Here is an 11,889-nt window from a genome sequence, read left to right on the forward strand (position 1 = left end):
GATAATTCAATGAAAAAAATCAGTATTGAAGTCGATGGAAAATCTTATCTAATCGTTACAAAGGATGGAAAAACTGAATTAGGAATAAAAGGTAACACTACGCCTGAAAAAGATGAAGAAGCACATAAAATCTACGTGCCAAATATCTTAATAATCACAAGGAAAAATGCTGATGTTTTGTTTGTTTTGAGAGGGGGTGAAAATGATTCTTTCAGAATTATGACATCTCAAGACTTGTATGATAATTTTAAATATCAATGGGTTGAACCGTTAGCTGATAACTATCGGGAATTGTTGTGTGTTAACGAAGCTGATTACGCAAAAAAAGCCTACAAAATATTCACGTGGTCAGATATCGCTAAGTTTTCCCTGATTGACAGGCCTTCTTATAGTTTTTACAAAAATATGGAGGGGGACTGGAAACAAAATCCGGAGGGAGGTGCCGGCTATTTATTGGTACTGATATCTGGCATTCCTTACTGGACAGATGCTGTAGGGCAAATTCCATTTGCTGTCGACACTTACCGTAGTAATTGCCGTAGTAATTACCGTAGTGATCAGAGTATACTTAAGGCAGTACAGACCGGTATTGAATGGGGGGCTGGTACGATTACGGGAGAGGTTGACTACTCCAATGAATATGATAATTATTTTGTATTGAGAGGAGCATTGTTCGCCAGCAAAAACTTTAAATATAAGGTTGAGTCTACTGGTAAATCATACCCCGCCGTTATTGTAGAAGAGACTAATCTTAACGCAAATCCCGAGATTCTTGGTGAGCACATAAACAATGGTGAGTTAGAAAAATATGGCATTTGGAAAAAATAAAAACATTTTAGTAAAATTACTAATAGCTCTCCTTGGGTGTATCACCGTCCTGGCAGTACATCATTTTGGTTACGAATGGTATATGACACATTTTATACCACGGAGTAGGGGGGTAGGGCTCGGTTTTGTAATGTTTTATGTGAGGTGTGTTATTATTCCTGTTGTATTCCTGTCTGCATTTATAAAACCAAAGTACTCTTTATTAATCTTTGGCTTGGTTATTATCTTTATGCTGTATTCATGGTATAGTTCGAATCCTCTCAGAGTTTTATTGATGCTTCTTTCTTGTTCGGTTGGATATATGTTGGTGATTTTTTTGAGAAGCATGAAAAGGAAAGATTCAGAACACACGAATGCCAATGATAATTAGCTTGATACTTTTTGGGAAACCCCAAAAACATGAATTAAATTATAAATCGCCCTCTCTATACGAAACTCTCATCAGAAATTTCACTGGTGACCTTTCTCTTTATTTTCGATACGAATTTCACAATGCTCCACACAACCGAACGTCGCCTCCATTTTCTACAAGAAAATTAAAACACTGCATCTGGATTTTACCCCGCGCAAGGCCATCAACGCCGATGGCGCACAGACGCCGCTGGCGACCATGGTGCGGGTTTATCAGCTCCGGGATCGTAAGGCGGTTGATGCCGCTGATTACCAGACGCTGCTGCGCAAGGCCGATACGGTACTTAAGGACGACGTGCTGGCATCAAAAGAGCTGCTGGTGATGCCCGAAGGCAGCGTGACGCTCAATATGCCCATGGATGAGGACACTCAGTTCGTGGCGGTGGTGGGGTTGTTTAACCGGCCGGATCAGAAGGACAACCGCTGGCGTCTGGTGCTGACCCGTGACGATCTCGACCCGGACAAACCGCGCACGATTGAACTGGGCGATGGCTGGCTCAGCCTCGTGCCGGTGAAGGAGTGACGTGATGGATAACTGGTCAGCGCTTTTTGACGGACAGACCCGTTACTTTCTGGATATTAATGACTGTGAAGTGAAGCCGGATGTCCTGCGCTTTTACGGCATGGAAGCACTGAGCGAACCATTCCGCTGGGACATCGAGTTCACAACGTTTCAGGCGAACATTCCCCCGGAACAGGTGCTGATGAAATATGCTTCCTTCCGGATGCGGAGCGGCAAAAGTGTGCACGGCATGGTGACCCGCACGGAATGGCTTTCCACCTCAAAGGACCAGTCTCACTACCTTATCATTCATTTGAATAAGGTAGATATGGAGGAATATATTTACTGGAAAGAGGTGAATATAAATGCATAGCTTTATAAAAAACGTGCTGCTTCATGTTGATATCAATTTTCTTCTTTTGCGTTTTGCTAATGGTGATTAAGATCATGGCTTATCAAAACGCAATCAAGAATGATTCTATATGGAGTCGAGATAATAAATGCGAACTGACTACTTATATTCCTGACTATCGACCACATTGTGGTATTGGGAGAGTATTACGGCTGTTTTCCAATCAATCTTTTTTTGTTATATATGATTCCAATGGGAATAAAATAAAAAGCTCTGCATGGCACTTTTGGCAAGCTCAGTTCTCTGATTCGGTTGCACCAGAATGGCACGGGCAATATGCAATGTATCCAACAAGTGAAGGGTGGGCTGGATGGAAAATTCCAGAGTGTGGTTAACGTTTAAAATGCCAATTCGCTCCGCCCCTTGGTCAGAATTGACCTGGAAACGCGATTAAGGCAATGAAATAGTATGGGCTATAGCGATTTATTACCGTAAGTACGGTAAGCATCATATCAGTATCCGGTCACACTAATCGCTGATACGGATGAATATAAACTCTTAACAAATGGGTGAATACTGAAAGGTTGCTCTGGCGGCCAGTGTAATGACAAAGAAAGGTAAAATCAGGACTCACTACACCTGAATCAGTCACTGGGCTTAAAGCCGCGAAGGAAATAAGGCGTGAGTCAGCGAATTACATTGGTGCTGGCAGCGTTATAGCTGCAAATAAGCCAGGAATAATGCTGAACCCTACCCGTCAATGTCTAAACAATGGATGCTTTGCAAACGGAATGTGTTCATATAATGACTTATGCCACAGGGACACAATACGCCATCGCTTTATGAAATGCTGAGCGGTAATTTCTCAGGGGGCCTGAGCCTCAGCCAGGTCAGCGAACAGAATCAGGTGATTTTATCAGTACTCGATAACATGCAGCGCATCCTCAACTGCCGCGCCGGTACGCTGGCCCACCTGCCGGACTACGGTCTGCCGGATATGACAAAAATCCTCCAGGGAATGCCCGGGACCGCCCACCAGCTGATCACTACACTGTCGACCGTGTTGCTGAAATATGAGCCGCGCCTGAGCCGGATGAACGTGGTTATGCAGGAACAGATTCAGCCCGGTGAACTCCGCTACGCCATTGATGCGGAGCTGAAGGGGGTCGGGCTGGTGCGCTACGGCACGGAATTTATGCCCGAGGGCAGGGTATTAATCCGTCATCTGAAACAACAGCAATACCTCGATGCACGAGCCGCCATCTAGTTATTACTCAGGTTAAAACAGTTATGACAATAAATTCTGAACGCCAACTTAAAACCGGCGGGGATCCGCGCACGCTTGCGGATTACGCTGCCTTGCGCGACGAAATGAACAAGCTCACCCATCCGGCACGCCCGGATGTTAACTGGCAACATGCGGAAACGCTCTGTCTGTCACTGTTCGAGCATAACGGTGTGGAGCTACAAACGGCTGCCTGGTATACGCTCGCCCGCACGCATCTTGCCGGACTCTACGGCATGAATGAAGGGCTGGCGGTACTGGCTGCACTGGTAGCCCGCCAGTGGGGAAACCTCTGGCCACAGCCTGTCCATGCGCGAATCGAAATCCTTAGTGCACTCAGCAAGCGCCTGCAACAGGTAGTACGAACGCTATCGCTGACGTACGCTGACTTAGGGCAGCTGTATCAGTCTGAAGAGCATCTGAGAGCTTTGGGGGACGTCTTGCAGCGTATGGAACTCAAGCATGCTACTCAGCTTGATGCTCTGCGCACGATGATGCAGAACGCAGCAGTGCGTCTGGAAAAGAGCGAAAATACGGACATGAGTCTGCACGGTGACGCATTGGGTGCTACGGAAATTCACCTCGTCGAACCGACTGAGCGTAGTAAATGGGTTTATGTGGTTGAGCCCGAGCCGGTGCTGAACGTTGGGGTGGTTAAAGAACCTCCGGTGTCGATGAAACCCTGGAAGCCATTTGCTGCTGGTATGTTGACCATGCTGGTGGCAGCCAGTGTCGTCGCAGGAGGATGGCAGATGTTGCATGCGCCAGATTCGGCACAAGCGCAGCTAGCCGCGGCTCTGGCTCCTCTACCTCAAGGGCTATCTACAGGGCAATTAGAGGCGCTGCAACAAACGTCACCGTCACCGGAACCGGGGATTGGCAAGACACAACAGCTGTTAGCGCAGCTTTTACAGTTGAAACCAGACTGGGCAGTGAGCTTCGGCGACCGTCTGGTGCAGCAGGCGCTGACGCTGTGGCCGGAAGAGGCCAAACCCCTGGCGCAACATTGGCAGAAACAGATGAGTATCGCTGCGCTAGCAGATTTAGATCTGAATGGATGGCATCAGGGTATGGCGCAGTTGCAGCAGTTGACGAACAAGCTGAACGCACTGGATGAACAGAAGGGGAAGTACATGACGGTGAGTGAACTGAAATCAGACGTGTTTGCCATGTCGCAGTCATTTAGCCAAACCCTACCGCTTGAGGAGCAGCTTCGTCTGCTTTCCACTCTACCTGCCGGGCAACCCCGGTCAGCAGCGCAGCAAAACAAGGTCGAACAACATCTTCAGCAGTTGATTGTTAGCTACGCCCTGCTGAAGCACAAAAAAGAACAATAAGACGGGCGAAAAACACGGAGTTAACATGTCAGTAAGAGAGCGTTTTTTTAAGAAAGTGCAGCAGAATAACGTAAATAAACCGATTCATATTAATACGGCTGAAGCCGAAGTCAGGGCTTTTTGTCAGCGGATGGATGATCTTGCACAGCAAATTATTGTTTGGTTTGAGGGTTCTGGTATTGAAGTCCTGTTATCCCAAAAGCATATCACCGATTTGAGTACGGTCGGCTACAGCCTCAGTAGCAGTATATGTCGTTATGTCATCACGACTGTCATTCTGCGAAATGGAGATCGCAGCGTCAGCATTATACCAGAACAGATCATCAGGGGATCAGAGAAGGGGTGTATGACAATGTGCATTAATGCCCCCGGCAGTATATCGGGGGAGAGGATATACCATTTAAGCATGGCGCCTGAAACAGGCTGGTATATTCGTCGCGGACATCAAAGTGTGAAAGAGAATGTCCTCATGACGGAGGACTATTTTTTCCAGTCAGTCGACTGTCTGGCCTGAACGTAAGCCAGCCTGGTGGGAGGTCACGGTAACGTAGTTGATATATATTAACTACGTTAACTTATTAAGCATGACTAAACAATGTTGATCTACGGTACTCCTTCTTAAATAGGTAAGCGCTAATATTTAAGGGGTGGCGGTAACCAAACTACAAGCTGGATATTTACCGTATATCATGCTTTTTATCTGCCTTAAGCGAAACTGCTCAAATCAAACTGCAAAACAACAAACCAACGACGAACGTGAGGACAAAATACTGTGGCAATGCTATAAACCTTAGAGCCCACAAAAATATAAAGTCGTAGGAAAAACTATGCTAAGAAATATTAGTGTCAGAACCTTCATTGTCTATTTCCTTTTATGTGTGTTTTTGGTAAGTGATGGAGTTATAGCGCTATTTTCAGGGAGTTTTTCGCTTTTTATTGCAGTCATTATCGTACAATGTATCGCCTTAATTTTACTCTGGGCGTATATGACAAAATATCTTGTGACGCCGATCAATACTGTGAAAAAAAGTATTGAAGAAGTGACGTCAGGCAATCTCGGCGTGTCGATCCCTGAATTCGGCAACAACTGTGCGGGACGACTGATCCCGGGCATTAATAGTCTCTCCAGCAACATTGCAACGCTGGTCCGTGAGATCCGCGCCTCCTCGCAAACCGCGATGACCCTGTCAGATCAGCTTTCTTCACGCAGCGCGCAGCTATCCGTCAAAACAGAACAGCAGTCAGCTTCGCTGGTGCAAACGGCAGCCAGCATGGAAGAGATGGCTGCAAGTACAAAAAATAATGCCGACAATACCCGTTTAGCCAGCGAACAGGCGAATCTCGCGACGTTGCAGGCGCGTAAAGGCGGAGAGTTAATGGGGCAGGTCGCGAACAATATGCAATCAATTACCGACTGCGCCCAGCAAATGACGGAGATTATCTCGCTGATTGACGGTATCGCTTTTCAGACCAATATTCTGGCGCTTAACGCCGCCGTCGAAGCGGCACGAGCGGGCGACCATGGTAAAGGGTTTTCTGTGGTCGCGGGTGAAGTGAGAAGCCTGGCACATCGTAGCGCCGAAGCGGCAAAAAATATTAAGTCACTTATTGAAGTTACCAGCCATAACGTGACGCAGGGCGTTAACGTGGTCTCTGAAGCCGAAAAAAACATGCATGACATTGTTACCGGTTCGGGCAACGTCAGCAGACTGATGGATGAAATTTCCGCCTCAACATCGGAACAGGAAAAAGGTATTTCACAAATTACGCAGGCATTGTCTGAGCTTGAACGCGTAACGCAGAGCAACGTGTCGATGGTTGAAGAACTCAATGGATCGTCAGATGTGCTGCGCAATCAGGTGAATGAGCTCCAGACACGAACACGTAATTTCCGTCTGGAAAATGAGTTCCAGACTGATAATGCATTAAAAAGCCGCGAATGGGCGGTGAATTCCTGAGCGTATTCAGGACGATGCCTCACATAATTATTGCTTAACCCTCGGCGAAAGCTAGACTGACACCGAAAGAGATAAAACGGTGGAGGCGCTGTGGAGAGCATCAAAGGGTCTGAGGTTAACGTACCTGACGCAGTTTTTGCATGGGTGTTTGATGGACGTGGCGGCGCAAGGCCGCTTGAAGATCAGGATCACATCGACAACGAACATCCATGCTGGCTGCACCTCAACTACACGCACCCGGACAGCGCCGAGTGGCTCGCGTCCACGCCGCTATTGCCCAACAACGTTCGGGATGCGCTGGCGGGAGAAAGTCTCAGACCCCGCGTCAGCCGGATGGGTGAGGGGACGTTAATTACGCTGCGTTGTATAAACGGCAGTACGGATGAGCGTCCGGATCAGCTGGTGGCAATGCGTGTTTATATGGATGAACGGCTGATTGTTTCCACCCGCCAGCGAAAAGTGCTGGCGCTGGATGACGTCATTAACGATCTGAAAGAGGGCACGGGACCAACGGATTGCGGAAGCTGGCTGGTGGATGTGTGTGATGCGTTGACCGATCATGCCAGCGAGTTTATAGAAGAACTTCACGATAAAATCATCGATCTGGAAGATAACTTGCTCGATCAGCAAATCCCCCCACGTGGTTTTCTGGCGTTGCTGCGTAAACAGCTCATCGTGATGCGCCGCTATATGACCCCCCAGCGCGACGTTTATGCGCGACTGGCCAGCGAACGCATGAGCTGGATGAACGACGATCAGCGCCGCAGAATGCAGGATATCGCTGACCGGCTCGGACGTGGTCTGGACGAGATTGACTCATGTATTGCCAGAACGGCAGTCATGGCGGATGAGATAGCCCAGGTAATGCAGGAGTCGTTAGCCAGGAGAACGTACACCATGTCGCTGATGGCGATGGTCTTTTTACCGAGTACCTTCCTGACGGGGTTGTTTGGCGTAAACCTCGGAGGGATCCCCGGCGGTGAATATCACTATGGCTTCACGACATTTTGCGTCATGTTAGTGGTTTTGATTGGCGGTGTTGCGTGGTGGTTGCATCGTAGTAAATGGCTGTAAATTTACGCATTTTCTAATGCTGCGACTGCTTCAAAACGACATTTTAATTGAGCGAAGTCAATAAACTTAGACCATGTTAGGTGCAATATGACTCCCGCAGGTGAATGCAACGTCAAGCGATGGGCGTTGCGCTCCATATTGTCTTACTTCCTTTTTTTGAATTACTGCATAGCACAATTGATTCGTACGACGCCGACTTCATAGTCGGCTTTTTTTTGCCTCCTGTTTATCTGCGTCTACCCTTTAGGGGTAAGCACCCTAATCTGGAGGAAAAGATGAGTATGCTACTTGCCCTGCAACGCCTGAACACATGGCAGTCCGATCCGGTGCCCACCGATCCGACCCCAATTCCCGATCCCATCCCGCGTCCGCAGCCGATGCCGGATCCGCCACCGGACGAAGAACCGATTAAATTGTCGCATCGTTAGCGGAGATCTGCGAGGATACGCGCCATCTGACTGCAATCATTACCATGAGAGTATATTGTGACCGCTTTTTCCACGCTCAACGTTCTGCCTGAAGCCCAACTGACTAACCTGAATGAATTGGGTTACCTCACTATGACCCCTGTCCAGGCCGCCGCGCTGCCAGCTATCCTTGAAGGCCGGGACGTGCGCGTGCAGGCGAAAACCGGTAGTGGAAAAACGGCTGCATTTGGACTCGGCCTGTTGCAGCATATTGATGCAACCCTGTTTCAGACCCAGTCCCTGATACTCTGCCCGACGCGCGAGCTGGCCGACCAGGTCGCGGGTGAGCTGCGTCGTCTGGCGCGTTTTTTGCCTAACACTAAAATTTTAACGCTCTGCGGCGGACAACCGTTCGGTGCGCAGCGCGATTCCCTTCAACACGCGCCGCATATCATTGTGGCAACGCCGGGCCGTCTGCTCGATCACCTGCAAAAAGGCACCGTTTCACTCGATGCACTGCAAACGCTGGTGATGGATGAAGCTGACCGCATGCTGGATATGGGCTTCAGCGATGCGATTGACGAAGTGATTCGCTTTGCGCCAGCCACGCGTCAGACGCTGCTTTTTTCTGCCACCTGGCCAGAGGCGATTGCGGCGATCAGCGGGCGCGTGCAGAAGAACCCGCTGACCATTGAAATCGATACTGTCGATGCATTGCCAGCGATTGAGCAGCAGTTCTTCGAGACGTCGCAGCAGGGCAAAATTCCACTGCTGCAAAAATTGCTTAGCCAACACCAGCCAGCGTCCTGCGTGGTGTTCTGTAATACCAAAAAAGATTGTCAGGCGGTGTGCGATGCCCTGAATGATGCCGGACAGAGCGCATTATCGCTGCATGGCGATCTGGAGCAGCGCGATCGCGATCAGACGCTGGTGCGTTTCGCTAACGGCAGCGCTCGCGTGCTGGTTGCAACGGATGTGGCGGCTCGTGGCCTGGATATTAAATCGCTTGAACTGGTGGTGAATTTCGAACTGGCATGGGATCCGGAAGTGCATGTCCACCGCATCGGGCGTACCGCGCGTGCGGGTAACAGCGGTCTCGCGATCAGCTTCTGCGCGCCTGAAGAGGCGCAGCGCGCTAATATTCTTGCGGAAATGCTGCAACTGAAACTCAACTGGGTGAATGCCCCCGGTAATATCAGCATCGCTCCGCTGGCGGCGGAAATGGCCACCCTGTGCATCGACGGCGGAAAAAAAGCCAAAATGCGTCCCGGTGACGTTCTGGGGGCGTTAACAGGGGATATCGGTCTCGACGGGGCAGAAATTGGCAAGATCACGGTCCATCCTGCACATGTCTATGTAGCGGTTCGCCAGTCGGTTGCGCATAAGGCCTGGAAACAGTTGCAGGGCGGGAAGATTAAAGGGAAAACCTGCCGCGTTCGGCTGCTGAAGTAAGGGAAAAAAGCGTCTCAGAAGCACTGTCTGAGACGCAGTCAGGTTATTTCACTTCCACCACGTTCAGGCGCAGTTCATCGAATTGCGCATCCTCTTCCTCTGGCTGCCAGCCAGCAGGCTGCATCGGGATCTCTTCGCGGTCAAACGCCAGATCCCCGCCGTTCACCACCTCTGAACCGTGGTTAATCCCTTTGAAATCGAACAGTTCAACATCGGCGAGGTGCGAAGGCACCACGTTCTGCATGGCGCTGAACATGGTTTCAATGCGACCCGGATAGCGTTTATCCCAGTCACGCAGCATGTCGCCAATGACCTGACGTTGCAGGTTCGGCTGTGAACCGCACAGATTGCACGGAATGATAGGGAAGGCTTTGGCCTGAGAGAAACGCTCAATGTCTTTCTCGCGGCAGTAGGCGAGTGGGCGGATCACGATGTGTTTGCCGTCGTCACTCATCAGCTTCGGTGGCATTCCCTTCATTTTGCCGCCGTAAAACATATTCAAAAACAGCGTTTGCAGAATGTCGTCCCGGTGATGACCAAGCGCAATCTTGGTGGCGCCCAGTTCGGTTGCGGTGCGGTACAGAATGCCGCGACGCAAACGTGAGCAAAGCGAGCAGGTCGTTTTGCCCTCCGGGATCTTCTCTTTTACAATGCCGTAGGTATTCTCTTCTACGATTTTGTACTCAACGCCCAGGTTCTCAAGGTACTCCGGCAGGATATGCTCCGGGAATCCTGGCTGTTTTTGATCGAGGTTAACCGCGACCAGGGAAAAGTTCACCGGTGCGCTTTGCTGTAGATTGCGCAGGATCTCCAGCATGGTGTAGCTGTCTTTACCGCCCGACAGGCAGACCATGATGCGATCGCCTTCTTCAATCATGTTGAAGTCTGCAATGGCTTCGCCCACGTTACGGCGCAGTCGCTTTTGCAGTTTATTCAGGTTGTACTGTTCTTTCTTGTTAATCTCTTGATTTTGTTGCATCTATTCGTTACTCAGATCTCAAATGGGGCACAGGGTGAGAAAACGATTTCAAAGCGTCAGCTTCGTGTTCATCTCTTCTATCCATGTAGCATAGATTTCATACACCATCTGCGCATTTATGTGCCCATCTGGTTAGCGATAAAAGACGGGTTTGCGGCTACCGGTAAAAACCAGCATGCGAAAGTGTGTCGTGTATGGTACGGATTGCAGCGCCGAATGCCAGCACGATTTACAAATGAGCCCCTCAAAGAAGTTTGGTTAAGACTAACGGGTTGTCTACACTTACAGCTTACGCAGTAAAAACGGAGGTGAAAATGACTGACCGACCCGTTAATGGTGACCATCCTGATTATAATCCCAGCCCGGATAACCCGGGAAAGGATGGAAGAAAACCGAAAGATGATCCTGGCTCAGCGCCTGAATCAGGCGATAAAGATCCAGAGTAATGACCAGCCGCCTTTACGAAGGCGGTTTTAACACCCATTACGGCCTCTCTATGCGCAACGCTATTCACGATATTCCGATACCCGCTCAGAACCCCCTGTTTTGCCGGACGAGAAGGTGAGATAAAGCACCGACCTCTTCCCCGCGTTCCAGCACGTTTTACAGTTCTCCTGCTACGCTTTTGAGGGGAACAAGGGAGCGCTTCTATGAAAAATAAAGACGAACAGACAGGATTAGTTGGGCTGGCGATTGGTGCCGCCGTTATCGGGCTGGTTTCAGCGCAGAAGATCATCAACCGTGAAAGTATTGTCGATGAGCTGGTGAGGCTCGGCAGGCAGAAGGGGGATGGTGTCGAAGATGAGGTCTTTTTGAAAGCGGCTGAGTTAGTGAGAAAAGGGGTATAAGCGATGGCTGAAATTCGTCATGCACAGTGTCATTGTGGGGCGGTGAAATTTACTGTTGAGCTGACGGACGGCCTGAATACCGCACGGCGATGTAGCTGCTCGTTTTGCAGGATGCGCGGGGCAGTAGTGGTTTCCGCGCCGTTGACGGGTATTAAGGTGACGCAGGGCGCGGACACGCTCACAGAGTACCGTTTCAACACCGGCACTGCGCGCCATTTCTTCTGCTCGGTTTGCGGTATTTATACGTTCCATCAACGACGTTCCAATCCCAATGAATATGGTGTGAATGTCGCCTGTCTGGAGAATGTTACGCCATTCGACTTCCCGGAAGTGGCGGTAATGGATGGAGTAAATCACCCTATGGATGGCGACAGCGGGGTAATTGGCTATCTCTCTTTTCGCAAAGAACAGGCGAAACAGAGATAAAATTAGCCCGCAGATCGCTGCGGGCTAACG

The 11,889-nt window shown here is 49.6% G+C and carries 14 protein-coding genes and 2 pseudogenes; 14 read left to right on the plus strand and 2 right to left on the minus strand.

What is annotated here, in order from left to right; genetic code table 11:
* The first annotated feature begins 9 nt into the window (after positions 1-9).
* The 11 genes and pseudogenes from ACOTZP_RS00950 (at position 10) to dbpA (ending at position 9,606) form a co-directional block, all read left to right on the plus strand.
* On the plus strand, positions 10-828 hold the full coding sequence (locus tag ACOTZP_RS00950; protein WP_332976893.1) for a hypothetical protein: 819 nt from the start codon (positions 10-12) through the stop codon (positions 826-828).
* Positions 829-1,306: 478 nt separating this feature from the next.
* Positions 1,307-1,762: a type VI secretion system lipoprotein TssJ gene (gene tssJ / locus ACOTZP_RS00955; protein ID WP_421633650.1), complete on the plus strand. Its 456-nt coding sequence runs from the start codon at positions 1,307-1,309 to the stop codon at positions 1,760-1,762.
* Positions 1,763-1,766: 4 nt separating this feature from the next.
* Positions 1,767-2,081 (plus strand): annotated as a pseudogene (locus ACOTZP_RS00960) (type VI secretion system tip protein VgrG); the annotation flags it as partial.
* 107 nt (positions 2,082-2,188) lie between these two features.
* The gene (locus tag ACOTZP_RS00965) at positions 2,189-2,488 is read left to right on the plus strand and encodes a hypothetical protein (RefSeq protein WP_271074696.1); all 300 of its coding nucleotides are present in this window, start codon (positions 2,189-2,191) and stop codon (positions 2,486-2,488) included.
* A gap of 416 nt (positions 2,489-2,904) precedes the next feature.
* Positions 2,905-3,360: a type VI secretion system baseplate subunit TssE gene (gene tssE / locus ACOTZP_RS00970; RefSeq protein WP_332976570.1), complete on the plus strand. Its 456-nt coding sequence runs from the start codon at positions 2,905-2,907 to the stop codon at positions 3,358-3,360.
* Positions 3,361-3,383: 23 nt separating this feature from the next.
* Positions 3,384-4,715, plus strand: coding sequence for a VasL domain-containing protein (locus ACOTZP_RS00975; RefSeq protein WP_271074698.1), 1,332 nt, complete (start codon positions 3,384-3,386; stop codon positions 4,713-4,715).
* Positions 4,716-4,740: 25 nt separating this feature from the next.
* A complete protein-coding gene (locus ACOTZP_RS00980) occupies positions 4,741-5,229 on the plus strand; it encodes a hypothetical protein (protein ID WP_023306365.1) in 489 nt (162 codons plus the stop codon).
* 313 nt (positions 5,230-5,542) lie between these two features.
* Positions 5,543-6,673: a methyl-accepting chemotaxis protein gene (locus ACOTZP_RS00985; protein ID WP_271074699.1), complete on the plus strand. Its 1,131-nt coding sequence runs from the start codon at positions 5,543-5,545 to the stop codon at positions 6,671-6,673.
* Between the two features lie 90 nt (positions 6,674-6,763).
* Entirely contained in the window at positions 6,764-7,747 is a 984-nt protein-coding gene (zntB, locus tag ACOTZP_RS00990) for a zinc transporter ZntB (RefSeq protein WP_023314230.1), read from the plus strand.
* A gap of 281 nt (positions 7,748-8,028) precedes the next feature.
* Positions 8,029-8,175 carry a hypothetical protein gene (locus ACOTZP_RS00995; protein WP_369702450.1) on the plus strand — a complete coding sequence of 49 codons (147 nt, stop codon included), beginning with the start codon at positions 8,029-8,031 and terminating at the stop codon, positions 8,173-8,175.
* A gap of 57 nt (positions 8,176-8,232) precedes the next feature.
* A complete protein-coding gene (gene dbpA, locus ACOTZP_RS01000; RefSeq protein ID WP_069596616.1) occupies positions 8,233-9,606 on the plus strand; it encodes an ATP-dependent RNA helicase DbpA in 1,374 nt (457 codons plus the stop codon).
* Positions 9,607-9,649: 43 nt separating this feature from the next.
* Here dbpA and ttcA read toward each other — a convergent pair whose 3' ends face one another.
* Together ttcA and ACOTZP_RS01010 are read right to left on the minus strand one after the other, a co-directional pair.
* Entirely contained in the window at positions 9,650-10,585 is a 936-nt protein-coding gene (gene ttcA, locus ACOTZP_RS01005) for a tRNA 2-thiocytidine(32) synthetase TtcA (RefSeq protein WP_001186974.1), read from the minus strand.
* 48 nt (positions 10,586-10,633) lie between these two features.
* A pseudogene (locus ACOTZP_RS01010) lies at positions 10,634-10,818 on the minus strand (site-specific integrase); the annotation flags it as partial.
* 81 nt (positions 10,819-10,899) lie between these two features.
* On the opposite strand from ACOTZP_RS01010, the gene ACOTZP_RS01015 reads away from it, so the two are divergent.
* The 3 genes from ACOTZP_RS01015 to ACOTZP_RS01025 all read left to right on the plus strand — a co-directional run bounded on the left by ACOTZP_RS01015 (position 10,900) and on the right by ACOTZP_RS01025 (position 11,859).
* Complete coding sequence (locus ACOTZP_RS01015; protein ID WP_257393828.1) at positions 10,900-11,031, plus strand: hypothetical protein; 132 nt, start codon at positions 10,900-10,902, stop codon at positions 11,029-11,031.
* 204 nt (positions 11,032-11,235) lie between these two features.
* The gene (locus tag ACOTZP_RS01020) at positions 11,236-11,433 is read left to right on the plus strand and encodes a hypothetical protein (protein ID WP_022648260.1); all 198 of its coding nucleotides are present in this window, start codon (positions 11,236-11,238) and stop codon (positions 11,431-11,433) included.
* Positions 11,434-11,436: 3 nt separating this feature from the next.
* Complete coding sequence (locus ACOTZP_RS01025; RefSeq protein WP_045308183.1) at positions 11,437-11,859, plus strand: GFA family protein; 423 nt, start codon at positions 11,437-11,439, stop codon at positions 11,857-11,859.
* Positions 11,860-11,889: the final 30 nt, after the last annotated feature.

The sequence above is a fragment of the Enterobacter cloacae complex sp. SYL001 genome, assembly GCF_049237025.1.
In the GTDB taxonomy this organism is placed as follows: Bacteria; Pseudomonadota; Gammaproteobacteria; order Enterobacterales; family Enterobacteriaceae; genus Enterobacter; species Enterobacter intestinihominis.

Excerpts from the sequence above, each read along its gene's own strand:
- ACOTZP_RS00985 (WP_271074699.1), top strand. The coding sequence starts at position 5,543 with ATGCTAAGAAATATTAGTGTCAGAACCTTCATTGTCTATTTCCTTTTA.
- ACOTZP_RS00965 (WP_271074696.1), top strand. The coding sequence starts at position 2,189 with ATGGCTTATCAAAACGCAATCAAGAATGATTCTATATGGAGTCGAGAT.
- ACOTZP_RS01020 (WP_022648260.1), top strand. The coding sequence starts at position 11,236 with ATGAAAAATAAAGACGAACAGACAGGATTAGTTGGGCTGGCGATTGGT.
- ACOTZP_RS00975 (WP_271074698.1), top strand. The coding sequence starts at position 3,384 with ATGACAATAAATTCTGAACGCCAACTTAAAACCGGCGGGGATCCGCGC.
- ACOTZP_RS00995 (WP_369702450.1), top strand. The coding sequence starts at position 8,029 with ATGCTACTTGCCCTGCAACGCCTGAACACATGGCAGTCCGATCCGGTG.
- tssE (WP_332976570.1), top strand. The coding sequence starts at position 2,905 with ATGCCACAGGGACACAATACGCCATCGCTTTATGAAATGCTGAGCGGT.
- ACOTZP_RS00950 (WP_332976893.1), top strand. The coding sequence starts at position 10 with ATGAAAAAAATCAGTATTGAAGTCGATGGAAAATCTTATCTAATCGTT.
- ACOTZP_RS00980 (WP_023306365.1), top strand. The coding sequence starts at position 4,741 with ATGTCAGTAAGAGAGCGTTTTTTTAAGAAAGTGCAGCAGAATAACGTA.
- ttcA (WP_001186974.1), bottom strand. The coding sequence starts at position 10,585 with ATGCAACAAAATCAAGAGATTAACAAGAAAGAACAGTACAACCTGAAT.
- ACOTZP_RS01015 (WP_257393828.1), top strand. The coding sequence starts at position 10,900 with ATGACTGACCGACCCGTTAATGGTGACCATCCTGATTATAATCCCAGC.
- ACOTZP_RS01025 (WP_045308183.1), top strand. The coding sequence starts at position 11,437 with ATGGCTGAAATTCGTCATGCACAGTGTCATTGTGGGGCGGTGAAATTT.